This is a genomic window from Streptomyces sp. CB02414 (assembly GCF_001905385.1).
In the GTDB taxonomy this organism is placed as follows: Bacteria; Actinomycetota; Actinomycetes; order Streptomycetales; family Streptomycetaceae; genus Streptomyces.
Genome location: NZ_LIPF01000003.1, coordinates 72,219 through 94,770, shown reverse-complemented (window position 1 = coordinate 94,770; position 22,552 = coordinate 72,219). Strand labels below are relative to the sequence as shown.

The following is a 22,552-nucleotide window of genomic DNA, read 5'->3' as shown; positions in this document are numbered from 1 at the left end:
GGTCCCATGCGAACCGACTCTTCTCCCGGCTCCCTGCCGGCGCGGGAGCATCTCCCGGCCGCAGGAGCCGGTACGCCTGTCCTGGACGTAGTGGTCCCCGTCTACAACGAGGAGAAGGATCTCCGGCCGTGCGTCCTGAGGCTGCACGACCACCTCACGCGGACCTTCCCGTACGGCTTCCGCATCACGGTCGCGGACAACGCCTCCACCGACGCCACCGCGCGCGTGGCCGCCCGGCTCGCGGCGGAGCTGCCCGAGGTCACCTCCCGCCGCCTGGAGCGGAAGGGGCGGGGCCGGGCCCTGCGGACCGTCTGGTCGGCCTCGGACGCCCCCGTCCTCGCCTACATGGACGTCGACCTGTCCACCGACCTGAACGCCCTGCTGCCGCTGGTGGCGCCCCTGATCTCCGGCCACTCGGACCTGGCCATCGGCTCCCGCCTCGCTCGCAGCTCACGCGTGGTGCGCGGCGCCAAACGGGAGTTCATCTCCCGCTCCTACAACCTCATCCTGCGCGGCTCCCTCCAGGCCCGCTTCTCCGACGCCCAGTGCGGGTTCAAGGCGATCCGCCGGGACGTCGCCCAGGTGCTGCTGCCGCTGGTGGAGGACACCGGCTGGTTCTTCGACACCGAGATGCTGGTGCTCGCCGAGCGCGCCGGGTGCCGCATCCACGAGGTGCCGGTCGACTGGGTCGACGACCCCGACTCGACCGTGCACATCGTGAAGACGGCGACCGACGACCTCAAGGGCGTCTGGCGGGTCGGCAAGGCGCTGGCCACCGGTTCGCTGCCGCTGGACCGGCTGGCGCGGCCGTTCGGCGACGACCCGCGCGACCGGGAGCTGACCGGCGTACCGCAGGGCCTGGCCCGGCAGCTCGTCGGCTTCTGCGTCGTCGGCGCCCTGTCCACCCTCGTCTACCTGCTGCTCTACAGCGGCTTCCGCCTCTTCGCCGGTTCGCAGCTCGCCAACGCGCTCGCCCTGCTGGTCTCGGCGGTCGCCAACACCGCCGCCAACCGGCGGCTGACCTTCGGTGTGCGCGGGCGGGGCGGTGCGGTACGCCACCAGGCGCAGGGACTGGTGGTGTTCGGCATCGGTCTCGTGCTGACCAGCGGTTCGCTCGCCGCCCTGAACTCGGCGACCGCGGACCCCGGCCACTCCACGGAACTGGCGGTGCTGATCGCCGCCAACCTCGCGGCCACCGTGCTGCGCTTCCTGCTCTTCCGCGCCTGGGTGTTCGCGGACCCGGCACGGTCGGTGACGGAGCCGGGGGACGGACGATGACGACCCACCACGATCTGTGGCGCCGCTTGTGGCGGGGCCGTCCCGAGGACCCGCGATGGGTGCGCCCGGTCTTCCTCGGCCTGCTGCTCGCCACCGCGGTGCTGTACCTGTACGACCTGAGCGCCTCCGGCTACGCCAACTCCTTCTACTCGGCGGCCGCGCAGGCGGGCAGCCGGTCCTGGAAGGCGTTCTTCTTCGGCTCGCTCGACGCGGCCAACGCCATCACCGTCGACAAGCCGCCGGCCGCGCTGTGGCCGATGGCGCTGGCGGTCCGGATCTTCGGGCTGAGCTCCTGGTCGATCCTCGTCCCCGAGGTGCTGATGGGCGTCGCGACGGTCGCCGTCGTGTACGCGGCCGTGCGCCGCCGGTTCGGCCCCGCGGCCGGACTGATCGCCGGTGCGGTGCTGGCCCTGACGCCCGTCGCCGCGCTGATGTTCCGCTTCAACAACCCGGACGCGCTGCTCGCGCTGCTGATGTCCGTGGCCTGTTACCTCGTCGTCCGCGCGCTGGAGGACGGCCGGACCAGGTGGCTGGTGTGGGCCGGTGTCGCGATCGGCCTCGCCTTCCTGACGAAGACCCTCCAGGCGTTCCTGATCCTGCCCGCCCTCGCCTTCGTCTACGGCGTCTGCGCGCCGGTGCGGCCGGGCAAGCGGCTCGGGCAGCTCGCGCTCGCCACCCTCGCCATCGTCGTCTCCGGCGGCTGGTGGGTGGCGGTCGTGGAGCTGTGGCCCGCGTCGTCCCGCCCGTACGTCGGCGGCTCGCAGAACAACAGTTTCCTGGAGCTGACCTTCGGCTACAACGGCCTGGGCCGGCTCAACGGCGAGGAGACCGGCAGCGTCGGCGGCGGCGGTGGCCCCGGTGGCGGCGGCGGACAGTGGGGCGAGACCGGCTGGGACCGGATGTTCAACGCCGAGATCGGCGGCCAGATCTCCTGGCTGCTCCCGGCGGCCCTGATCCTGCTGGCCGCGGGGCTGGTCGCGCTGCGCCGCGGCGGCCGTACCGACGCCGCCCGCGCGTCCCTCCTGGTCTGGGGCGGCTCGCTGCTGACGACCACGGCCGTCTTCAGCTACATGGCGGGCATCTTCCACCAGTACTACACGGTCGCCCTCGCGCCGTACCTCGCCGCGGTGGTCGGCATCGGCGCGGCCACGCTGTGGGAGCGGCGGGAGCGGGCCTGGGCGTCCCTCGCGCTGGCCGCCGCGGCCACGGTGACCGCGGCCTGGGGGTATGTGCTCCTCGACCGCACGCCCGACTACCTGCCCTGGCTGAAGTGGCTGGTCCTCGTCGGAGGTCTGGTCGCCGCGCTCGGGCTGGTCTTCGCCGGGCGGCTGGGACGGCGGGCGGCGCTCGCGGCGGCGGGGCTGGGGATCGTGACGTCGCTGGCCGCGCCGACGGCGTACACGCTGAGCACCGTGCGGGAGGGGCACAGCGGCTCCATCGTCACGGCGGGTCCGTCCGGCGCGAGCGTGATGGGCGGCGGGGGCCCTCCGGGCGGTGCGGGTCCGGGCGGTGGGGATGGCGGGGGCCGGGGCGGCGGTCCCGGTGGCGGGGGCTTCCCCGGGGGCGGTGGCTTTCCCGGAGGCGCACCGGGCCAGAACGGCCGGACCGGCGAGGCCGCCCGCCCCGGCGCGGGTGGAGGCGGCGGCATGGGCATGGGCGGCCTGCTCAACGGCGCCCAGGTCGGCACCGAGGCGAAGAAGCTGCTGGAGACCGACGCCGACGACTACACCTGGGCGGCCGCCGCGATCGGCTCCCAGAACGCCGCGAGCTACCAGCTCGCCACCGGCGAGCCCGTGATGGCGATCGGCGGCTTCAACGGCACGGACCCGTCTCCGACCCTCGACCGGTTCAAGGAGTACGTCGCGGACGGCAGGATCCACTACTTCATCGCCGGCGGAACGGGAGGCGGCATGGGCGGCGACTCCGGCACCTCGTCGCAGATCACCTCATGGGTCGAGGCCAACTTCGAGGAGGTCACGGTCGGATCGGCCACCTTCTACGACCTGACCCGACCGACCGCCTGACCAGGCGCGGAATCACTGAATCAGCCAGCTGTACAGCGTATAGGAAGCCCTATACGCTGTACAGCATGACGACGTCCTCCCCCGAGCAGGAACAGGAACCCGGCCGGGCGCCGACCGTGCCCGCCGTCCAGGGTCACCCGCAGCGCTGGCTGATCCTCGGTGTCATCAGCCTCGCCCAGCTGACGGTCGTGCTGGACAACACCGTGCTGAACGTGGCCATCCCCTCCCTCACCGACGAGCTGGGCGCGGCCACCTCCGACATCCAGTGGATGATCAACGCCTACTCACTGGTGCAGTCCGGCCTGCTGCTCACCGCGGGCAGCGCCGCCGACCGCTACGGCCGCAAGAAGATGCTGACCGCGGGCCTGGCACTGTTCGGTCTGGGCTCACTGGCGGCGGGCCTCGCGGAGAGCACCGGCCAGCTGATCGCGGCCCGCGCCGGGATGGGCGTCGGCGGCGCGCTGCTGCTGACCACCACCCTGGCCGTGGTCATGCAGATCTTCGCGCCCGAGGAGCACCCCAAGGCGATCGGCATCTGGAGCGCGGTGAGCGCGCTGGGCTTCGCCTGCGGGCCGCTGATCGGCGGCTTCATGCTGGACCACTTCTGGTGGGGCGCGATCTTCCTGATCAACCTGCCGGTCGTGGCACTGGGCCTGGTCGCGGTCGTGACCCTGGTCCCGGAGTCGAAGAACCGGCAGGGCGACCGCCCCGACCTGCTGGGCGCCCTGCTCTCCACGATCGGCATGGCCGCGCTGGTCTACGCGATCATCTCCGGCCCCGAGCACGGCTGGACCTCCGGCCGGGTACTGGCCACGGCGGCCGTCGCGGTCGGTGTGCTCGCGCTCTTCGCGTACTGGGAGAGCCGCATCCCGTACCCCATGCTCGACCTGGCCTTCTTCCGCAATCAGCGGTTCACGGGCGCGGTCGCCGGGCTGATGCTGATCACCTTCGGCATGGGCGGCGCGCTGTTCCTGCTCACCCAGCACCTGCAGTTCGTGCTCGGGTACGACCCGCTGGAGGCGGGGCTGGCGACGGCGCCGCTGGCGGCGACGGTGGTGGTCCTGAACTTCTCCGGCATCGCGGCCAAGTGGCTGGTCAAGCTCGGTACGCCGGTGGCGGTCATGCTGAGCATGGTGCTGATGTCGGCGGGCCTGGTGGCCATCGCCACGCTGACCGGCGTGGGCTATCCGGGCACGCTGCTGGGGCTGCTGCTGATCGGCGTGGGGTGCGCGCTCGGCAACCCAGCCATGGCGCACGCCATCATGAGTTCGATACCGCCGGCCAAGGCGGGCGTCGGCGCGGGCATCAACGGGACGCTCGCGGAGTTCGGCAACGGGCTGGGCGTGGCCGTGCTGGGCGCGGTGCTGAACTCGCGGTTCGCGGCGCTGGTACCGGTCGCGGCGGCGTCGTTGCCCGCGGCGCTGGCCTCGGCGGAGGGGGAGGCGGAGCGGGAGCGGGTCGTCGACGCGTTCTCCTCCGGACTGGAGAGCAGTCAGTTGGTGGGGGCGGTGGCCGTGCTGGTCGGTGGGGCGGTGGCGTCGGTGTTGTTGCGGAGGGCGGAACGGGCGGGCGCCTGAGAGCTCGGGTGGTGGGGTCTCCGCGCGGCTGCGGGCTTCGTTGTGGCTGGTCGCGCCGTTCCCCGCGCCCCTGGAGGGGCGCCTAGCATGACCGGCATCGGTGAGCGAGGTAGGTGCGTATGGCGAAGGCGGGCCGGGGGGCGCGGGCCAGTGTGTGGCTGGTGGACGAAGGGCGGCGTGGGGGGCGGCGTGGCGGTCAGCCGTCGGGGCTGGACCGGGAGCGGATCACCGAGGTCACGGTGCGGCTGCTGGACGCCGAGGGGCTGGCCAAGTTCTCCATGCGCCGCCTGGCCGCCGAGCTGAACGTCACCGCCATGTCCGTCTACTGGTACGTCGACACCAAGGACGAGCTGCTCGAACTTGCCGTGGACGCGGCCTACGGCGAGCTGCGCCACCCCGACCCGGAGGCCGAGGGGGACTGGCGCGAGCAGTTGCGCGCACTGGCCCGGGAGAACCGGTCCCTGCTGGTGCGTCACCCGTGGATGTCCCAGCTGACCGGTACCTACCTCAACATCGGGCCGCACTCGATGGAGTTCTCCCGCGCGGTGCAGGGCGTGATGCGGCGCAGCGGACTGCCCGCCCACCGGCTGACCGGGGGGATCTCGGCCGTCTTCCAGTTCGTGTACGGCTACGGAACCATCGAGGGTCACCTCTTCGCCCGGGCGGCCGACACCGGGATGAGCCCGGACGAGTACTTCCAGGACTCCATGAACGCGGTGGCCGAGTCGTCGGACACCGCCCCGGACGTCGTCGCGGAGTCCCGGGCCATCATGTCGGCCCGCGGCGGTGAGACGGTCGACGAGATGCTGGACCGGGACTTCGAGTTCGCGCTGGACCTGCTGGTCGCGGGCATCGAGGCGATGGTCGAACGGGGCTGACCCGCCCCCGGCGGGACGGGGCCGACCCGCCCCGGACGTCAGCCGTCCGACGTCAGCCGCGCCGGGAAGCCCCCCGTGGCCACCGGCCCCCACTTCTCCGGCGTCACCCGGATGATCGACTTGCCCTGCGCCACCATGGCCCGCCGGTACTCGTCCCAGTCGGGGTGCTCGCCGGCGATGTTCCGGTAGTACTCCACGAGCGGCTCCACCGAGTCGGGGCTGTCGACGACCTCCGCCGTGCCGTCGACCTGGACCCAGGGGCCGTTCCACTCGTCGCTGAGCACGATGACGCTGACCCGCGGATCGCGGTGCGCGTTGCGGGTCTTGGCCCGTTCGGGGTACGTGGAGACCACGATCCGGCCCGAGTCGTCGACCCCGCAGGTCAGCGGCGACCCCTGCGGGCTGCCGTCGGCCCGGCGGGTCAGCAGGATCGCCCGGTGCCGGGGGCGTACGAAGTCCAGCAACTCGTCCAGGGAGACGCGGGTGTTCGTCGCGATGTTCGGTGCCATGCGGTCACCCTAGAGGCTGTCACAGGCTGTCACCTCTAGGCCGCGCTCCCGCTTCCGGGCCCGCTCGCCGCACCGCTCTCCTGGCGCAGCGCCTCCGCGAGGTTGTCGTACACCGGCACGTCCCGGCGCAGCCCGGACAGCTCCAGGACCCGGCTGGGCACGCCCTTCGGGGCAGCCACCACCCGCAGCCGGGCGCGGCCGGGCAGGCGGCGGCGCACCTCGTCGAGGAGGCGGACGCCCTGGGAGTCCATGAAGCGGGTCGCCGTCAGGTCCAGGACGAGGACGCGCAGGCCGGCCGAGTGGTGTTCCACGGCGGTCATGATCAGGGGGAGCAGCCCCGCGGCGTTGCAGAAGTCGATGTCCGGGGGCAGCGAGAGTACGGCGCAGCCGGGAGGATCACACGGGTCGCAGGGGCGGGGGCGTAAGGGCACGGCACTCACCTTGCAGACGTACGTCCGGCTTCCGGCAAGGCCGCTTCCTGACCCGTGTCCCATTCCATCACGCCGCCGAGTCGATGGGGAAGGTGCCTGATCGGTCCGTCGACCGCGCGTCACCGGACCGCAACCGAGCAGCTAGAGTGCTGTACGTCCTGTGCTCGCAGTCAGGAATGTGCTGCGGAGCTCTCCTGCGCACGGCCACCGGGTCGTGCACGCCGAAGAGGTTCGTGGTGGCTGCGTCCGAATTTACTGATTTGCCGCGTTTTCCGGTGGGCTTCGAGCTGGCCGAGGCCCTGACGTCGGCGGCTCGGCAGCTGCATGGGACGGGCTCCCCGGACGACACCCTGAGCACCGCGGTCCAACTGGCCGTGAGCCTGCTGCCCGGCGCCGAGCACGCGGGCATCTCGGAGATCCAGCGCGGCCGGCTGCGCACCCTCGCCTGGACCGACGAGGCCGTACGCTTCGACGCCGACTCCCGGCACGGGGGCCGCGAGCCGCACCCGGACTGGGACCGCCTGTGGACCACCCCCGTGGTCCGGACGGACGACAGCGAGGCCGACGGCGGCGGGAACGCCCTCTGCGCCCTCGGCCTGCGTTCCGCCCTGTCGCTGCGGCTGCGCGCCGACCGGCGCCGCCTGACCGTGCTGACGGCCTACGCCCGCAAACCGCAGGCCTTCGACGAGGACGCCGCCCGCATCGGCCGCCTGTTCACCGCGCACGTCTCCCTCGCCCTGGACTCGGCGACCGTGCGGGAACAGCTCACCGAAGCCATGCGCACCCGGGACCTGATCGGCCAGGCCACCGGCATCCTCATGGAGCGCATGGACATCGACGCGGCCGGCGCCTTCGACTCCCTGGTGAAAGCCTCCCAGCGGGAGAACGTGAAACTGCGCGACCTCGCCCGCCGCATCGTCGACGCGAACAGCGGTGCGGGCGGCCGAGGCGTGGCGGAACGATGACGGGATATCCGTACGTGCATGACCTCGCAGACCTCTGACCCGCTCGACCAGGCGATGGCCCGCAGCCAGGGTCTCGACACGCTGCTGCGCGACCTGACCGACCGTGCCGTCGGCCAGGTCCCCGGCGCCGCGGCCTGCTCGGTCACCGTGCGCCGCGCCGACCGGCTGCTGACCCTGGCGGGGAGTTCCGGGCTGCCCAGCGGCTTGGACCTCAGGCAGTACGAGAACGGCTCGGGTCCGTGCGTGGACGCCGCCGAGACGGACAGCCCCCGGTACTCACCCGACCTGACCGCGGAGACCCGCTGGCCCGCGTACACCGAGTACGCGCTGGCCACCGGGGTGCGCTGTGTACTGGCGCTGCCGATGGCCGTCGAGGGCGAGACGGGGGCCGCGCTCAATTTCTACGGCATGGAGCCCGACTCGCTGGCCCGGGGACGCGAAGCGGCCCGCGCCTTCGCGGAGCGGGCCGCCGACGCGGTGAACGAGGCCCTGCGCCTGGAGCGGCAGCGGGCCTCGGCGGCCGACGTGCGCACCGCGCTGCTCTCCCGCAGCGTCATCGACCAGGCGGTCGGCATGCTCATGGCCCGGGAGCGCATCGACGCCCACCGGGCCCTGGCGCGGCTGCGCCGTGCCTCGCAGCACCGGAACGTCAAGCTCCGGGACCTGTGCGGCGAGCTGGTGGCCCAGGCGTCCGGCGGCGCCTCACGCGGCCGGCAGTGACTCCCCCTGGACCGCCTGGATGTCCAGCTCGACCCTGAGCGTCGTGCCGATGGCGGCGATGCCGGCCTGGAGGACCTGGTTGTAGTTCATGGCGAAGTCCTCGCGCCGCAGCTCCGTGGTGGCGCGGAACGCCGCCCGGGTGCCGCCCCACGGGTCGGCGCCGGTGCCGAGGTAGGCCAGGTCCAGGTCGACCGGGCGGACCACGCCGTGCAGGCCCAGCTCGCCGTGGACGGTCCAGCGGTCGGGGCCGGCCTGCGTCACGCCCGTGGAGCGGTAGGTGATCTCCGGGTACCGCTCGGTGTCCAGGAAGTCGGCGGAACGCAGGTGGGTGTCGCGCATGCCGTTGCCCGTGTCGACGGAGGCCGCCCGGATCACCGCCTCGACCCTGGACTTGGTCACGTCGTCCGGCGCGATCTCGACCGTGCCGGCGAACTCCGTGAACCGGCCGTGCACGCTGGAAATGCCCAGGTGCTGGGCGACCGCGGCGACGCTGGAGTGCGCCGGGTCGATGGTCCACGGCCCCGGCGGCGGCAGCTCGGTGCCGCCCTGGCGGGCCAGCGTCACGGTGCCGACCTCGGCCCGGCCGCTCGCGGTGACGATCGCGCTGGACGCGGCCGGCGCGTAGCCGACGGCGGTGACGATTACGGTGTACGCCCCCGGCGCCAGCGCGGTGGTGTCCCGCACGGTGCCCTCGGTGTCCGCCTCGGCGCGCAGCACCTGCGTGCCGGTCATGTCGGTCACCGTGACGACCGCGTGCGACACGGCCCATCCGTCCCGCGTTCGGATCCTCGCGGTCAGTCCCATCCCGTTTTCTCCCTGCAAAGGCTCAGAAATTGGTCGAAAGCTGGTCGTAAAGCTGGTCGTAAACAAACCGGCCCGTGGTGGGCGGGCGCACCTCCGCTCAGAGCGCGCACGCCACCACGGGCCGGGGACTCGCTACTCGCCGGGGTGGGCGAGCTCGATGTCGTGGCCGTCGGCACCCGGGCCGGCGACCGTCAGGGACGTCGCCACCGGCGGGTAGCCGGTCGCGATCACGGTGTACTCACCGGCGTCCAGGTCGGTGAAGGCGTACGCCCCGTCCGCGCCGGTCGTGGCCGTGCCGACCACGTTGCCCGCCGCGTCGACCAGCGTGACGCGGGCGTCGGCCAGCGGACCGTGCGGAGCCCGCACGACGCCCTGGACCTGCGCCCCGGCCTGGAGGTCGACCTCCACGCGGGTGACACCGGTGCCGCCCACCTCCAGGGGCAGGGCGCGCGGCCGGTAGCCGGCGGCGTTGACCGCGACGGTCACCGTGCCCGGCACCAGCTCGGTGAAGGCGAACTCGCCCGCCTCGCCGGTGGCGGCGGTGGCCAGCAGGTCACCTCGCACGTCGGTCACGATCACCATCGCGTCCTTGACCGGCAGCCCGCTCTCCACGGCCCGCACCAGGCCGGTGAGCCCGCTGGTGCCGCTGAGCAGGATGTCGTAGGCGACCGGCTCGTCGTTGACGACGATCGTCGAGGCCTGCGGCTGGAAACCGTCGGCGGAGGCGATCAGGACGTACGAGCCCGCGCCCGGCGCGTCCACGGCGTAGGAACCGTCGGCCTGGGCGACCGAGCGGCCCAGCTGCCGTCCGCCCAGCGAGATCAGCGTGACCGCGGCCTGCGGGACCGGCGCGGCCTCGGCGCCGCGGACGAAGCCGCGCACCGCGATGCCGCCGGAGACGGGTGCCGGGGTCTCGCCGGAGCCGGCCGCCGCGGTGGCGACGGCGGCGAGCCGCTGCGTGGCCGCGGGCTGCGTGCCGGAGTCGGCGACGGACGGGGCGGCGACCGCACCGGCCGGGACCGGCTCGGCGGCGACCCGGGTGGCCTCGGCCGGGGCCGGAGCCGCCGGGGAGGCCGTCTCGGCCGAGGCCTCCGCGGCCTGGGCGAGGGCGCCCGACGTACGCAGCGGGACCTCCTTGATGAACAGGGTCACGAGGAAACCGAGGGCGGCGACCGGCGCGACGTACAGGAAGATGTCGGCGATGCCGTGCCCGTAGGCGCTCTCCAGCCACTCGCGGATGCCCGGCGGCAGCAGGTCCATGTCGGGGATGCCCCCGCCGGTGGCCTTGGCCGCGCCCGCCTGCTCCTCGGGGCTGAGCTGCCCGATGGTGTCCTGGGCGTAGTGGCTGATCCGGGTCGACATGATCGAGCCGAGCACCGACACGCCCACCGCGCCGCCGAGCGACCGGAAGAAGGTCACCACGGAGGAGGCGGCGCCCAGGTCCTGCGGGGCCACCTGATTCTGCGTGCAGAGCACCAGGTTCTGCATCATCATGCCGACGCCGAGACCCATCAGCGCCATGAAGATCGCGATGTGCCAGTACGGGGTGTCGTAGCGCATGCCGCTCAGCAGGCCCAGGCCCGCCGTGAGGAGCACGCCGCCGGCCAGCAGCCAGCCCTTCCACTTGCCGGTCTTGGTGATGATCTGACCGGAGACGGTCGACGACACGAACAGGCCGCCGATCATCGGGATGGTCATGACGCCCGACATGGTCGGGGACTCACCGCGAGCCAGCTGGAAGTACTGGCTGAAGTAGACGGTGCCCGCGAACATCGCGATACCGACGAACAGCGAGGCCAGCGAGGCCAGGGTGATGGTGCGGTTCCGGAACAGGCGCAGCGGGATGATCGGCTCGCTGGCCTTGGACTCGACGAGCAGGAAGATCAGCGTCAGCGCGATCGAGCCGCCGACCATGACGCCCGTCTGCCAGGACATCCAGGAGTACTTGTCGTCGGCGAAGGTGACCCAGACGAGCAGCAGGCAGACCGCGGCGGTGATGAAGAAGGCGCCGGCCCAGTCGACCTTGACCTTCCGCTTGGTCACCGGCAGGTTCAGGGTCTTCTGCAGCACGATCAGCGCGATGATCGCGAACGGCACGCCGACGTAGAGGCACCAGCGCCAGCCGAGCCAGCTGGTGTCGGTGATGACGCCGCCGAGCAGCGGGCCGCCGACGGTGGCTACGGCGAAGGTGGCGCCGAGGTAGCCGGAGTACCGGCCGCGCTCGCGCGGGGAGATCATCGCGGCCATGATGATCTGGGCCAGGGCGGACAGACCGCCGGCGCCCAGACCCTGGATGGCACGCGCGGTGATGAGCATGCCCGCGTTCTGCGACAGGCCGGCCACGACGGAGCCGAGGACGAAGACGCAGAGGGCTATCTGGACCAGGGCCTTCTTGCTGACCAGGTCGGCGAGCTTGCCCCACAGCGGGGTGGAGGCGGTCATCGTCAGCAGCGACGCGGTGACGACCCAGGTGTAGGCGCTCTGGCCGCCACCGAGGTCGCCCACGATCTCGGGCAGGGCGTTGGTGACGATGGTCGAGGACAGGATGGCGCAGAACATGCCGAGCAAGAGCCCGGACAGCGCCTCCATGATCTGCCGGTGCGACATCGGAGCGTCTCCGGCGGAGCCTCCCCCGTGCTTGGCATGAGCCCGCACACCGGCTGGTGTGGTCGTTGCCATGGACTTCCTTTGCTTACTTCGTGGTGGTCGCGGGTGTACGGGTGGTCTGTTCGACCTCGGGTGGTGCGGGGGGCCGGGCCGGTGCGGACCGGCAGTCGTCGAAGCTCGCCCTGAGCCTGGTCATCAGCCGGGTGAGCTGGCCGACCTCGTCGTCGCTCCAGTCGCTCAGGCGGTGGGCCAGCAGCTGGGTCGTCCGCTCCGACAGCTCGTCGAGCAGGGCCTGGCCCGCGGGCGTCAGGCGCAGGATGCGCGAGCGCTTGTCCGCGGGGTCGGGGGAGCGTTCGATCCAGCCCCGGTCGGCGATGTGCGCGACGTGGCGGCTGGTCACCGACATGTCCACGGCCAGCAGCTCGGCGAGCTTGCTGATGCGCATGTCCCCATGGCGGCCGAGGAGGGTCAGTACGGCGGCGGAGCCACCGGGGCAGTCGGCCGGCAGGATGCGGCCCATCTCCCGTTTGACGGCGCCGAAGGCGCTGAACTGTCGGATCAGCTCCTCGTACTGCGCCCTCTCGGCCATGCGCACCTCCCGCATTCGTTGCTTAGGGCAACCATAGAAGCGGTTGGTTGCTACAGGCAAACAAAAACGGTCATGCGGCCATAAAAAGTTGGCAAAGGCAAGTATTGCGAAAGTAAACGCGCAGGTGGCGGGTGGTGAGGTGCCTCAAGAGGGTTCGGCGGCCCCGCACTTGGGGCCCCACCGAGGATTCGCTAGTGTCTCGGCCCATGGCTAACAACCAGGGCACCCAGGGCCCGCAGGGCAACCACGACCCCGCCGGCAGCACCCAGATGTTCCGCGCGTTCGTCGACGACGCCCCCCAGTCCCGGCAGGCGGCCCCCGCCGCTTCCTCCTCCGGCCCGCGCATCGGCCTGATCGTCGGCGTCGTGGTCGCCGTGGCGGTCGTCGCGGCCGTGGCCTGGCTGGCGCTGGCGTAACTCCGGCACGCGACCGGCCTCCGGGGCGCGGGCACGCATATGTGACGGCGACCGCCACGGAACCCCCCGAGGGGCCGCGGCGGTCGCCGTAATGCCGGGGAACCGGCGTCAGTCGGAGATGAGTCCCTCGCGCAGCTGCGCCAGGGTGCGGGTCAGCAGCCGTGAGACGTGCATCTGCGAGATGCCGACCTCCTCGCCGATCTGCGACTGGGTCATGTTGGCGAAGAAGCGCAGCATGATGATCCGCCGCTCGCGGGGCGGCAGCTTGGCCAGCAGCGGCTTGAGGGACTCGCGGTACTCCACGCCCTCCAGCGCCGTGTCCTCGTAGCCGAGGCGGTCGGCCAGCGAGCCCTCGCCGCCGTCGTCCTCCGGGGCCGGGGAGTCCAGCGAGGAGGCGGTGTAGGCGTTGCCCACCGCGAGGCCGTCGACGACGTCCTCCTCGGAGACGCCGAGCACGGCGGCCAGCTCGCCCACGGTCGGGGAGCGGTCCAGCTTCTGGGAGAGCTCGTCGCTCGCCTTGGTCAGGGCCAGGCGCAGCTCCTGGAGCCGGCGCGGGACGCGCACCGACCACGAGGTGTCCCGGAAGAACCGCTTGATCTCGCCGACGACGGTCGGCATCGCGAAGGTCGGGAACTCCACGCCCCGCTCGCAGTCGAAGCGGTCGATCGCCTTGATCAGGCCGATGGTGCCGACCTGGACGATGTCCTCCATCGGCTCGTTGCGCGAGCGGAAGCGGGCCGCCGCGTAGCGCACCAGCGGGAGGTTGAGCTCGATCAGGGTGTCCCGGACGTAGGCACGCTCGGGGCTGTCCGCGTCGAGGGCGGCGAGCCGCAGGAACAGGGAGCGGGACAGGGTGCGGGTGTCGATGGCCTCCGGGGCCGCGAGGGCCTGGGCCGGCACGGCGTCGAGGGTCGGTACGGCTTCGACGGCCTGACCGTCGTCGACGGAGTCGATGGAGCCGACGGGGCCGAGCGCCTCGAGCGTGTCGGGCGCGGTCTCGCTCTCCGCGAGCGCGAGCACCTTCGAGCTGCCCTGTTCTGCGGACATGCCACCCCCTTTGGGTCGCGGGACGGTCGCGGCACACGATCCCGGGACGGGAACGCAGCCTTCACCTGAATACCGGAGCCGGAGCTCCGGCAAACGCGTCTCCGGCAGAATGTCACATGTCGGCAACGCGCTGTAGTGACATGTCGACATCCGAGACGCGAATTCCCCCTGGAAACAGGGGGTCTGACGGGCTTTCGGCCCGATTCCGCCCGCAACGGCCCTGGTGAGCGATTCGCTCGCCCCGGTGACCGTTCGCTCGCGCCTTCGAATGCTTCCCGCGCTGTGGTGAGACTACGCCTCGATGCGGTTGGCGGACCTCAACCGCTGGAAACTGCGCGCCAGCAGCCGCGAGACGTGCATCTGCGAGACGCCGAGCTCCGCGCTGATCTGCGACTGCGTCAGATTGCTGTAGTAGCGCAGCAGCAGGATCCGCTGCTCCCGCTCCGGGAGCTGGACCAGCAGGTGCCGCACCAGGTCGCGGTGTTCGACCCCGTCGAGGGCGGGGTCCTCGTAGCCGAGCCGGTCGAGCAGGCCGGGCAGCCCGTCGCCCTCCTGCGCGGCCTCCAGCGAGGTGGCGTGGTACGACCGCCCCGCCTCGATGCAGGACAGCACCTCCTCCTCGGTGATGCGCAGCCGTTCGGCGATCTCGGCGGTGGTCGGGGAGCGCCCGAAGGCGGTCGTCAGGTCCTCGGTGGCGCTGTTGACCTGCACCCACAGCTCGTGCAGCCGGCGCGGTACGTGCACCGTGCGGACGTTGTCGCGGAAGTACCGCTTGATCTCGCCGACGACGGTCGGCATCGCGAACGTCGGGAACTGCACGCCCCGTTCGGGGTCGAAACGGTCGATGGCGTTGATGAGCCCGATCGTGCCGACCTGGACCACGTCCTCCATCGGCTCGTTGCGGGAGCGGAAGCGGGCGGCGGCGTAGCGCACCAGCGGCAGATTCGCCTCGATGAGCGCCGCGCGCACCCGGTCGTGCTCCGGTGAGCCAGGTGTGAGCCCCTTCAGCTGACCGAAGAGCACCTGGGTCAGGGCCCGGGTGTCGGCGCCCCGGCTGCGCTGCTGCGTGGTCTCCCGCGCGGGCGCCTCAGTGGCCTGGGCGGGCGGCGCGGGCGGTGCTTGAGGCGCAGTACTGGCCGGCACGGTCAACTCCACCTCGTGATCGTCAACTCTTCCGTCACTCATCCGTCAAAAGCGGTCATAGCATCACAAGACATGTGCACTGTGTGCAAGCACCTCATAACGTCGTGTTGAGTGAACGAACGCAGATCGGCCCCGTACCGATCAGGTACGGGGCCGATCTGCGCGGCGAGGCTCTAGAACTCGTAGTCGGCGATCACCCAGGTGGCGAACTCGCGCCACAGCGCGACGCCCGCCTGGTGTGCGGGGTGTTCGAGGTACCGCTTGAGGGCGTCGGCGTCCTCGACCGCGGAGTTGATGGCGAAGTCGTAGGCGATGGGACGGTCGCTGATGTTCCAGGCGCACTCCCAGAAGCGCAGCTCCTCGATCCGGTCGCCGAGCGCGCGGAACGCCTCGACGCCCTCCACGACGCGCGGGTCGTCGCGCTCCACGCCGTCGTTGAGCTTGAACAGCACCAGGTGGCGGATCATCAATTTCCTCCCTTGGCGGCCCAGGTCATGAAGTCGCCCACAGCGCCCGCCGCGTCGGAGATGCCCTGGAAACCTATTAGGACGTAGTCGGCGGCAGTCTCCGGATCGGTGATGATCACATACAGCACGAAAACCACGAGTGCGTAGACGGCGATCTTCTTCGCGTTCACCGCCACCGCGGCCTCCCCTGTCCCTTGTTGCACGCCTTTCGATCGCACATGATCGCACGAAGGGCCCCGTCTTTCGACGGGGCCCTTCAAAAGCGGTAGCGGAGGGATTTGAACCCTCGGTGACTTGCGCCACACTCGCTTTCGAGGCGAGCTCCTTCGGCCGCTCGGACACGCTACCGAGACAGACCTTACAGCACAGTGCCGCATGGTTCGAAATCGGTATTCGGGGCCGGTCAGCGGTCGCGGAAGAACTCGGTCAGCAGCTGCGCGCAGTCGTCCGCGAGGACGCCCTCGATCACCTCGGGACGGTGGTTGAGCCGCCGGTCGCGCACGACGTCCCACAGGGAGCCGGCCGCGCCCGCCTTGTCGTCGCGGGCGCCGTAGACGACCCGGTCCACCCGGGACTGCACCAGCGCGCCCGCGCACATCGTGCACGGCTCCAGGGTGACGACGAGGGTGCACCCGGCCAGCCGCCACTCACCGAGGGCCTCCGCCGCCCGGCGGACGGCGAGCACCTCGGCGTGGGCCGTGGGATCGCCGCCGGCCTCACGCTCGTTGTGCCCGGCGGCCAGCACCGTGCGCCCGTCCGGTGCCAGCACGACGGCGCCGACGGGCACGTCACCGCCGAGCGCGGCCCGCCCGGCCTCGGCCAGGGCCAGCCGCATCGCCGCCCGCCACGGGTCGCGCACCGGATCGGGCGGCGCGGAACGTTCCGCCGGTTGTTCTCCCACGTCCTGTCCGGTCAGCGCACGGTCTCCAGCACCTCGGAGGCGCCCAGCGCCTCGGCGATCTCGCCGACCGCGTCCCCGGCCATCGAGCGCAGCTCCTTCTCGCTCACACCCAGGTCGTCCAGGACCTCGGCGTCACCGACCGGCCCGTGCGGCACGGCCTCCCCGGCACCGGCGGCCGCGTCACCGCCGTCGGTACCGTCCTCGTCGTCCTCGGACTCACCGTCCTCCGTGCCGTCGAGGTCGAGGGCGTCGAGGTCGTCGCCGTCGTCACCGGGCTCTCGGCCCAGCAGTTCGTCGGTGAGCAGGATCTCGCCGTAGCTGCTGCGGGCCGCGGCGGCGGCGTCCGACACGTAGATACGGGGGTCCTCCTCGCCGTCCACCCGGACGACTCCGAACCACGCGTCCTCCTGCTCGATCAGCACGAGCACCGTGTCCTCGTCGGGAGAGGCCTCCCGGGCCAGGTCGGCCAGATCCGACAGGGTCTCCACATCGTCGAGCTCAGTGTCGCTCGCTACCCATCCCTCTTCGGTGCGCGCGAGCAGTGCGGCGAAGTACACCGTGACTCTCCCACTGGTCATAGGCGTGCCGGTTGGGGGTCCCCCCGGCGGAGGCTGCGGGCGGGGGAGCGGTGCTCCGAGCCCCACCCACTCGGAATCGTGGCAGAAACAAGGCCGTCAGGGGACGTCTTCGGCGCCCTGTCTCCGGCAGTTTCGCCCGGAAACCAGACTCGTCACCACCACGTGCGGATCGTACGCGGATTTCTCCCGCCACCCGCGTACTCCCGTCGCCCCAACACCGGCGCGGCGCGCGATCTTCCCCCGCCGGGCGGCGGAACTACCAGCGGAAGGTGCGCATGCGCATCGCGTGGCGCAGCCGGGCGGCCTTGGCGCGGCGCGGCTGCACACGGTCCCGCAGCTCCCGGGCCTCCGCCAGGTCCCGCAGGAACTGGGCCCGCCGCCGTCGTCGGGCCGCCTCCCGGTCCGGTTCCGTGCTCCGCTCAGCCCCGCTCCCGGCCCGCGGCCGTTCGCCGGGGGACGGAGTGTCGTAGAAGTCCCGGTCAGGCACAGTCTCACCACCCAGCGTCAGTCCCTCCCACCTTCCCCCGACCGGGGGGTTTGACTCCAGCGAGCGAGTGAAGCGTCCCCCCGGGGGCCCGGTTACTGTGGTGGACATGCGTCTCCACGTCGTCGACCACCCCCTGGTCGCCCACAAGCTCACCACGCTGCGCGACCAGCGCACCGACTCCGCGACCTTCCGCCGCCTCGCCGACGAGCTGGTCACCCTGCTCGCCTACGAGGCCACGCGCGACGTGCGCACCGAACAGGTCGACATCCAGACACCGGTCTGCCCGACCACCGGCGTCAAGCTCTCCCACCCACGCCCCCTGGTGGTGCCGATCCTGCGGGCCGGGCTCGGCATGCTGGACGGCATGGTCCGGCTGCTGCCGACCGCCGAGGTCGGCTTCCTGGGCATGGTGCGCAACGAGGAGACGCTCCAGGCCTCCACCTACGCCACCCGCATGCCGGACGACCTCTCCGGACGCCAGGTGTACGTCCTGGACCCGATGCTGGCCACGGGCGGCACCCTGGTCGCGTCGATCCAGGAGCTGATCAAGCGCGGCGCGGATGACGTGACGGCCGTGGTGCTGCTCGCCGCGCCCGAGGGCGTCGAGCTGATGGAGCGCGAGCTGGCCGGCACCCCGGTGACGGTCGTGACGGCCTCGGTCGACGAGCGTCTCAACGAACTGGGTTACATCGTCCCGGGCCTCGGCGACGCGGGCGACCGCATGTACGGCGCGGCCGAATAAGCCGTACGGCTGCTCAGCAGCCCTTCTTCTCCGCGGCGGGCGTCGGCTGCGGCGCGGCCAGTGCGGTCAGCGCCGCGTCGGCGTCCGCGGGCTTCGCCAGCCCCTTGAAGGCGTCGCCGATCATCAGGTCGACCTCGGCGCCCTTGCGCGCCGCGTCGGTACGGCGTTCGGCGCCGGGCAGCTGAGTGCCGAGCACGGCCAGCGAACTCTTCAGGGAGGCGGAGGGCCCGAGCAGGACCCCCGCACCCTTGATCTTCTTGTCGTACTCCTTGGGCGCGTTGCTCACCTCACCGACCCGGAAACCGCGCTTCTTCAGCTCGTCGGCGGTCTTCTGGGCGAGGCCGGTGCGGGTCGTGGCGTTGAGCACGTTGACGGTCACCTGAGCGGGCTTCGGCAGCTTCACCGCCGCGGGCGCGGCGCTCGCCTTCGTGCCCGTGGTCGGGCAGTCGGCGGCGGCACCGGCCGCGTTCGCCTTGTCCCCGCCGGTGAAGACGTCGATCAGCTGGAGCGTGCCCCAGCCGAGCACGCCGAGAACGGTGACGCAGGCGACGGCGGCGACCGCGAGCCTGCCGCGTCGCCGGGCCGGTCGCATCCGCGGGTACCGGTCCCCCGTGATCTTGTACTGGCCGCCCATGCCAGGGGGAGTGAGCATGCTCATGAACGCAGCGTAGTGCGCTCCGGCGGCGATGCCTATTAGATGATCAGTCGACGTTCCGGGACCCGGTGCGATGCAACCCGAACGGATCAAACCCGAACGTCACGGGGCCGGTCGGCCGGGCGCATCGGGACTCAGTCGAGCTCGAGGACCCGCGCGTGCAGCACCTGGCGCTGCTGCAGTGCCGCGCGCACCGCGCGGTGCAGCCCGTCCTCCAGATACAGGTCGCCCTGCCACTTCACGACGTGCGCGAAGAGGTCGCCGTAGAAGGTGGAGTCCTCGGCGAGGAGGGTCTCCAGGTCGAGCTGACCCTTGGTCGTCACGAGCTGATCGAGGCGGACCGGGCGCGGCGCGACGTCCGCCCACTGCCGGGTGCTCTCCCGGCCGTGGTCGGGGTACGGCCGGCCGTTTCCGATGCGCTTGAAGATCACACGGAAAGCCTACCGGCCAAGTCGTCGCGGGCGCAGCCATGGCGGCGGAGTGCGGCGCTGGAAATGACGCCGTAAACGGGGGCAAACAGGTCCGGGCGCACCCGGGACGGAGACGGCCGGACCGCCTCCGCCCCGCTCGGCCGCCTCGGTCAGTCCCGCCTCCCCTCACGCGCGGACGGCCGGGGTTCGCTCGGGACCTGCGGCTTGCCGGGGCCGGGGTGCGGAGTGCGGCGGGCACCTTCGGCGCGCAGGAGGGCGCGCAGGACTGCGTAGGGGTCGTTGGGCATGGCTGTTTCCCTCGTTCCTCTTCCTGTTCCTGTTCCTGTCGTGGGACGGACGGACCGGACGGACGCCCGGCACCGGCCCTGTCAGCAGCGCAGGACCACGGAACGAGGGGTGGGCGGCAGCCCGGCCGGCACCGGGGGCGCGAAGGACCGCCACCGAGGAGCGGCCGTCGGCACCGGAGCCGCGCACGCGGGCGCCCCGCGCCGGACGCATCGGGCCGGTGCGCGCGTGGCGGTGTCGAGATGGTCGTACTCGCCGACGCCCCCGCCGCTCGCGCCCGCCACCGGCACGGGCGGCGCCGCCTGGCCCGTGACGTGGGCGCAGGGCAGGGCGAGGGCGAGCAACAGAACGAGGACACGCAGCCACGCACCACGACGCCCGGCGCGGAGGGTGGCGTACGGTGCGGGGCTCACGTCGGTTCGTGTCCCCGCCGGGCGCACCGCGCCCATCGCGACGGTACGAGAACCGCCCGCTCGGCGTAGCGGCGCGCCCCGTTCACAGCGTGCGCGGGACCTGACGGGCGCGCCCGCGCAGGCCCACGGCCGTGACGATCTCCACCACCCCGACGACGACCAGCCACCAGCCGCCGACCAGCATGAGCACGGTGGCCGACTCGACCGGCGAGTCGATCAGCACGATCCCGGCGACGACGGTGACGACGCCGAGGAAGACGTGCCAGCCGCGCGCCGGCATCGCGGGGTCGTGCACGGCGGCCACGATCTGTGTGACGCCGCGGAACAGCCAGCCGATGCCGATCCACAGCGCGAGCAGCAGCACCGACTGCAGGTGCCCGCGGAAGCAGAACAGGCCGAGCAGGATCGACACGGCACCGCTGATGAAGGCGAGGACCCGCAGCGAGGTCGTCCGGTGCGTGCCGAAGGCGGCGGCCAGCTGGAGGACGCCGCTGACGACGAGGTAGAGGCCGAAGAGCACTCCGGCGGCGAGCAGTGACGCGCCCGGCCAGACCAGGACGAGCACGCCCAGGACCAGGGAGGCGACCCCGGTGAGCAGCACGGTCTGCCATGCGGTGCGGGACAGCAGGTGCAGTGGTCCTTCGAGGGCCGGCTCGGCTTCGTGCGCGCGCTCGCGCTCGCCCCGGCCGGCGGCCCGGGTGTGCACCCCGCGGTCGTCGTACGGCTGACTACCGGGAGCGCCGCTCGGTGACTCGGTCATGCTCCATGCTGGGAACGGCGCGGTGGGCTGCGCCACTTGGGGTGGGCTGTCAGGCTGACGGTGCCTGGGCGGGGTCCGGGGAGCCCGGTGTGGGTGTGGGCGTCGGGGGGCACGGCCCGGCGCTACGGGGTGCCGCTGCGCCCACCCGTGCCGCCCTGGGGGTACCTCCCAGGCCGTTCAGGCACTGGGGGAGGCACGACTGCCCGCAGCTGGGCGGGACGTGCCCGCAGCCGCGCACGCCGGCGCGGCGCCCACCGGAGGCGCCGCGTGGTCGGTCAGCCGCGTACGGCGGGAAGGGGACGTGTCGGGGGGTGTCCGCCCGCAGCGGTTGGCGCGTCCGCGCCGTCCACTTCTCTGTCCGACCGATTCCGCGCCGTTCCGAGGACGGACACCCCCCGGCGCGGCCCCGACCCACAGACAACCCACGCGCTACCCGCACCCCCACCGGGCCCGCAGCGGCGCCGCAGGCGCCCCGCTCAACCGCCGGAGGCCTTCGCCTTCGCCTTCGCCGCAGCCTTGGCCTCCTGCTTGTACGCCCGTACCTTCGTCAGTGACTCCGGCCCGGTGATGTCGGCCACCGACCGGAAGGAGTCCGCCTCGCCGTAAGCCCCGGCCGCCTCCCGCCACCCCTCCGGCCGTACGCCGAGCTGCTTGCCCAGCAGGGCCAGGAAGATCTGGGCCTTCTGCTTGCCGAAGCCCGGCAGGTCCTGGAGCCGCTTCAGCAGCTCCTTCCCACTGCCGACGCCCCGCCACACCGCCTCGGCATCACCGTCGTACGTCTCGACGAGGTACCGGCACAGCTGCTGCACCCGGCCCGCCATCGACCCGGGATACCGGTGCACCGCAGGCTTCTCGGAGAGCAGCGCGGCGAACGCCTCCGGGTCGTACGCCGCGATGTCGTGCGCGTCCAGATCCTCCGCGCCCATCCGCCGGGCGATGGTCGACGGCCCCTTGAACGCCCACTCCATGGGAACTTGCTGGTCGAGCAGCATGCCCACCAGCGCGGCGAGCGGACTGCGGCCGAGCAGCTCGTCGGCCTCGGGGTCCTGGGCGAGGTGCAGTGTGACGTCCATGCCCACGATGATCGCAAGCAACGGCTCAGGTCGCGCGCCAGTACCCCAGCGCGTTCACCCGCTGCTTGGCCACCCCCAGCTCCTTGCGGACGTACGCCCCCAGGGCCCGCGTCGTCGCCGTGTCGCAGGCGATCCAGACGTACGGCTCGGGAGCGGCCCGCAGCAGCTCCGGCAGCTCCTCCTTCACTCGCGCCACCAGATGCGCGCCCGCGTCCCGGCGCGGCACCGTGCGGACCTCGTGCAGCTCCGGATCGGTACGGAAGGGCAGGCCGTCCTCCGCCCCGCCGCCCTCGAACCAGATGGTCGCGGGCACCGCCCACACCGCGTCGAGCAGCGAGTTCAGCGCGGGCAGCGACGCCGGGTCCGCGACCGCGAAGACACGGGAGGGGGCCGGCTGCGGCACCTCGAACCCCGTGCCCTGCACCGTCGCCTCGATCGTGTCCCCCGCCTTCGCCGCCCGCGCCCAGTCACTCGCGCACCCCTCGTGCAGGGCGAACTCCATGCCGAACGTGCCGGCCTCCGGGTCGGGGTCGACCAGCGTGTACGCCCGCTGGTGCGGCTTGCCCGCGTTCTCGAACCACAGCCGCACCCACATCGTCGGGTGCACCCCGGTCGCCGCCAGCATGCCGCCGTCGGTCAGGCGCAGCCGCCGGAAGTCCGGCGTCACGTCCTCAACGTCCGTCACGGTGAACTCGAAGTCCTTGCCCCGCATCAGCTTGAGGACCGCGCCCTCCCAACCCCGCCCCTGCCCCATCGTTTCTTCACCCTTCAC

The 22,552-nt window shown here is 72.1% G+C and carries 27 protein-coding genes and 1 tRNA gene; 8 read left to right on the top strand and 20 right to left on the bottom strand.

The annotated features are described in order from the left end of the window. The first annotated feature begins 6 nt into the window (after positions 1 to 6). From AMK11_RS11430 to AMK11_RS11415, 4 genes are all read left to right on the top strand, one after another. Positions 7 to 1,278 carry a bifunctional glycosyltransferase family 2/GtrA family protein gene (locus AMK11_RS11430; RefSeq protein ID WP_073725927.1) on the top strand — a complete coding sequence of 424 codons (1,272 nt, stop codon included), beginning with the start codon at positions 7 to 9 and terminating at the stop codon, positions 1,276 to 1,278. Continuing rightward, entirely contained in the window at positions 1,275 to 3,302 is a 2,028-nt protein-coding gene (locus tag AMK11_RS11425; protein ID WP_073725925.1) for an ArnT family glycosyltransferase, read from the top strand. The genes AMK11_RS11430 and AMK11_RS11425 overlap by 4 nt, the downstream gene beginning before the upstream one ends. 65 nt (positions 3,303 to 3,367) lie before the next feature. After that, positions 3,368 to 4,879: an MFS transporter gene (locus AMK11_RS11420; protein ID WP_073725923.1), complete on the top strand. Its 1,512-nt coding sequence runs from the start codon at positions 3,368 to 3,370 to the stop codon at positions 4,877 to 4,879. Positions 4,880 to 4,998: 119 nt separating this feature from the next. After that, on the top strand, positions 4,999 to 5,757 hold the full coding sequence (locus AMK11_RS11415; RefSeq protein WP_073725921.1) for a TetR/AcrR family transcriptional regulator: 759 nt from the start codon (positions 4,999 to 5,001) through the stop codon (positions 5,755 to 5,757). Between the two features lie 38 nt (positions 5,758 to 5,795). Here AMK11_RS11415 and AMK11_RS11410 read toward each other — a convergent pair whose 3' ends face one another. Together AMK11_RS11410 and AMK11_RS11405 are read right to left on the bottom strand one after the other, a co-directional pair. After that, positions 5,796 to 6,266, bottom strand: a complete 471-nt coding sequence (locus AMK11_RS11410; protein WP_073725919.1) for a PPOX class F420-dependent oxidoreductase — start codon at positions 6,264 to 6,266, stop codon at positions 5,796 to 5,798. Between the two features lie 35 nt (positions 6,267 to 6,301). Next, entirely contained in the window at positions 6,302 to 6,697 is a 396-nt protein-coding gene (locus AMK11_RS11405; protein ID WP_073725917.1) for an STAS domain-containing protein, read from the bottom strand. A 260-nt stretch (positions 6,698 to 6,957) separates the two neighbouring features. On the opposite strand from AMK11_RS11405, the gene AMK11_RS11400 reads away from it, so the two are divergent. Continuing rightward, entirely contained in the window at positions 6,958 to 7,662 is a 705-nt protein-coding gene (locus AMK11_RS11400) for an ANTAR domain-containing protein (RefSeq protein ID WP_073725915.1), read from the top strand. A gap of 18 nt (positions 7,663 to 7,680) precedes the next feature. Beyond that, a complete protein-coding gene (locus tag AMK11_RS11395) occupies positions 7,681 to 8,382 on the top strand; it encodes a GAF and ANTAR domain-containing protein (RefSeq protein WP_073725913.1) in 702 nt (233 codons plus the stop codon). Here AMK11_RS11395 and AMK11_RS11390 read toward each other — a convergent pair. The 3 genes from AMK11_RS11390 to AMK11_RS11380 all read right to left on the bottom strand — a co-directional run bounded on the left by AMK11_RS11390 (position 8,365) and on the right by AMK11_RS11380 (position 12,382). After that, complete coding sequence (locus tag AMK11_RS11390) at positions 8,365 to 9,186, bottom strand: YceI family protein (RefSeq protein ID WP_073725911.1); 822 nt, start codon at positions 9,184 to 9,186, stop codon at positions 8,365 to 8,367. The genes AMK11_RS11395 and AMK11_RS11390 overlap by 18 nt on opposite strands. A 132-nt stretch (positions 9,187 to 9,318) precedes the next feature. After that, positions 9,319 to 11,865, bottom strand: coding sequence for an MFS transporter (locus AMK11_RS11385; protein WP_079187387.1), 2,547 nt, complete (start codon positions 11,863 to 11,865; stop codon positions 9,319 to 9,321). 13 nt (positions 11,866 to 11,878) lie between these two features. Next, positions 11,879 to 12,382: a MarR family winged helix-turn-helix transcriptional regulator gene (locus AMK11_RS11380; protein WP_073725907.1), complete on the bottom strand. Its 504-nt coding sequence runs from the start codon at positions 12,380 to 12,382 to the stop codon at positions 11,879 to 11,881. Positions 12,383 to 12,588: 206 nt separating this feature from the next. Here AMK11_RS11380 and AMK11_RS11375 point away from each other — a divergent pair, with 206 nt between their 5' ends. Continuing rightward, complete coding sequence (locus tag AMK11_RS11375; RefSeq protein ID WP_073725906.1) at positions 12,589 to 12,798, top strand: hypothetical protein; 210 nt, start codon at positions 12,589 to 12,591, stop codon at positions 12,796 to 12,798. Between the two features lie 108 nt (positions 12,799 to 12,906). Here the strand turns inward: AMK11_RS11375 and AMK11_RS11370 are convergent, their stop codons facing one another. From AMK11_RS11370 to AMK11_RS11340, 8 genes are all read right to left on the bottom strand, one after another. Continuing rightward, complete coding sequence (locus tag AMK11_RS11370; protein WP_073725904.1) at positions 12,907 to 13,845, bottom strand: RNA polymerase sigma factor SigF; 939 nt, start codon at positions 13,843 to 13,845, stop codon at positions 12,907 to 12,909. A 291-nt stretch (positions 13,846 to 14,136) separates the two neighbouring features. After that, positions 14,137 to 15,030, bottom strand: coding sequence for an RNA polymerase sigma factor SigF (locus tag AMK11_RS11365; RefSeq protein WP_031017799.1), 894 nt, complete (start codon positions 15,028 to 15,030; stop codon positions 14,137 to 14,139). 131 nt (positions 15,031 to 15,161) lie between these two features. Further along, positions 15,162 to 15,455 carry a Dabb family protein gene (locus AMK11_RS11360; RefSeq protein ID WP_073725902.1) on the bottom strand — a complete coding sequence of 98 codons (294 nt, stop codon included), beginning with the start codon at positions 15,453 to 15,455 and terminating at the stop codon, positions 15,162 to 15,164. Beyond that, positions 15,455 to 15,631 (bottom strand): hypothetical protein, encoded by a 177-nt coding sequence (locus AMK11_RS36790; protein ID WP_079187385.1) that lies wholly within the window; start codon positions 15,629 to 15,631, stop codon positions 15,455 to 15,457. Before AMK11_RS36790 ends, AMK11_RS11360 begins: the two co-directional genes overlap by 1 nt. 87 nt (positions 15,632 to 15,718) lie before the next feature. Then, positions 15,719 to 15,803 (bottom strand) — tRNA-Ser (locus AMK11_RS11355). A 55-nt stretch (positions 15,804 to 15,858) separates the two neighbouring features. Beyond that, the gene (gene tadA / locus AMK11_RS11350) at positions 15,859 to 16,290 is read right to left on the bottom strand and encodes a tRNA adenosine(34) deaminase TadA (protein ID WP_079187423.1); all 432 of its coding nucleotides are present in this window, start codon (positions 16,288 to 16,290) and stop codon (positions 15,859 to 15,861) included. Between the two features lie 77 nt (positions 16,291 to 16,367). After that, positions 16,368 to 16,913, bottom strand: coding sequence for a tRNA adenosine deaminase-associated protein (locus AMK11_RS11345; RefSeq protein ID WP_073725898.1), 546 nt, complete (start codon positions 16,911 to 16,913; stop codon positions 16,368 to 16,370). Between the two features lie 277 nt (positions 16,914 to 17,190). Further along, positions 17,191 to 17,421, bottom strand: a complete 231-nt coding sequence (locus AMK11_RS11340; protein ID WP_073725896.1) for a hypothetical protein — start codon at positions 17,419 to 17,421, stop codon at positions 17,191 to 17,193. A gap of 106 nt (positions 17,422 to 17,527) precedes the next feature. Between AMK11_RS11340 and upp the strand changes: the two genes are divergently transcribed. Then, positions 17,528 to 18,163 carry a uracil phosphoribosyltransferase gene (gene upp, locus AMK11_RS11335; RefSeq protein ID WP_073726785.1) on the top strand — a complete coding sequence of 212 codons (636 nt, stop codon included), beginning with the start codon at positions 17,528 to 17,530 and terminating at the stop codon, positions 18,161 to 18,163. A 13-nt stretch (positions 18,164 to 18,176) separates the two neighbouring features. Here upp and AMK11_RS11330 read toward each other — a convergent pair whose 3' ends face one another. The 7 genes from AMK11_RS11330 to AMK11_RS11300 all read right to left on the bottom strand — a co-directional run bounded on the left by AMK11_RS11330 (position 18,177) and on the right by AMK11_RS11300 (position 22,534). After that, positions 18,177 to 18,797: a LytR C-terminal domain-containing protein gene (locus AMK11_RS11330; protein WP_073725894.1), complete on the bottom strand. Its 621-nt coding sequence runs from the start codon at positions 18,795 to 18,797 to the stop codon at positions 18,177 to 18,179. A gap of 155 nt (positions 18,798 to 18,952) precedes the next feature. Further along, positions 18,953 to 19,249: a type II toxin-antitoxin system VapB family antitoxin gene (locus AMK11_RS11325; protein ID WP_003999914.1), complete on the bottom strand. Its 297-nt coding sequence runs from the start codon at positions 19,247 to 19,249 to the stop codon at positions 18,953 to 18,955. Between the two features lie 149 nt (positions 19,250 to 19,398). Further along, positions 19,399 to 19,536, bottom strand: coding sequence for a hypothetical protein (locus tag AMK11_RS38130; protein ID WP_198941339.1), 138 nt, complete (start codon positions 19,534 to 19,536; stop codon positions 19,399 to 19,401). A gap of 81 nt (positions 19,537 to 19,617) precedes the next feature. Then, on the bottom strand, positions 19,618 to 19,947 hold the full coding sequence (locus AMK11_RS37785; protein WP_073725892.1) for a hypothetical protein: 330 nt from the start codon (positions 19,945 to 19,947) through the stop codon (positions 19,618 to 19,620). 82 nt (positions 19,948 to 20,029) lie between these two features. Continuing rightward, positions 20,030 to 20,707: an HdeD family acid-resistance protein gene (locus tag AMK11_RS11315; protein WP_073725890.1), complete on the bottom strand. Its 678-nt coding sequence runs from the start codon at positions 20,705 to 20,707 to the stop codon at positions 20,030 to 20,032. 476 nt (positions 20,708 to 21,183) lie between these two features. Then, positions 21,184 to 21,780: an HhH-GPD-type base excision DNA repair protein gene (locus AMK11_RS11305; RefSeq protein ID WP_073725886.1), complete on the bottom strand. Its 597-nt coding sequence runs from the start codon at positions 21,778 to 21,780 to the stop codon at positions 21,184 to 21,186. Between the two features lie 25 nt (positions 21,781 to 21,805). Beyond that, positions 21,806 to 22,534, bottom strand: a complete 729-nt coding sequence (locus AMK11_RS11300; protein ID WP_073725884.1) for a siderophore-interacting protein — start codon at positions 22,532 to 22,534, stop codon at positions 21,806 to 21,808. Positions 22,535 to 22,552: the final 18 nt, after the last annotated feature.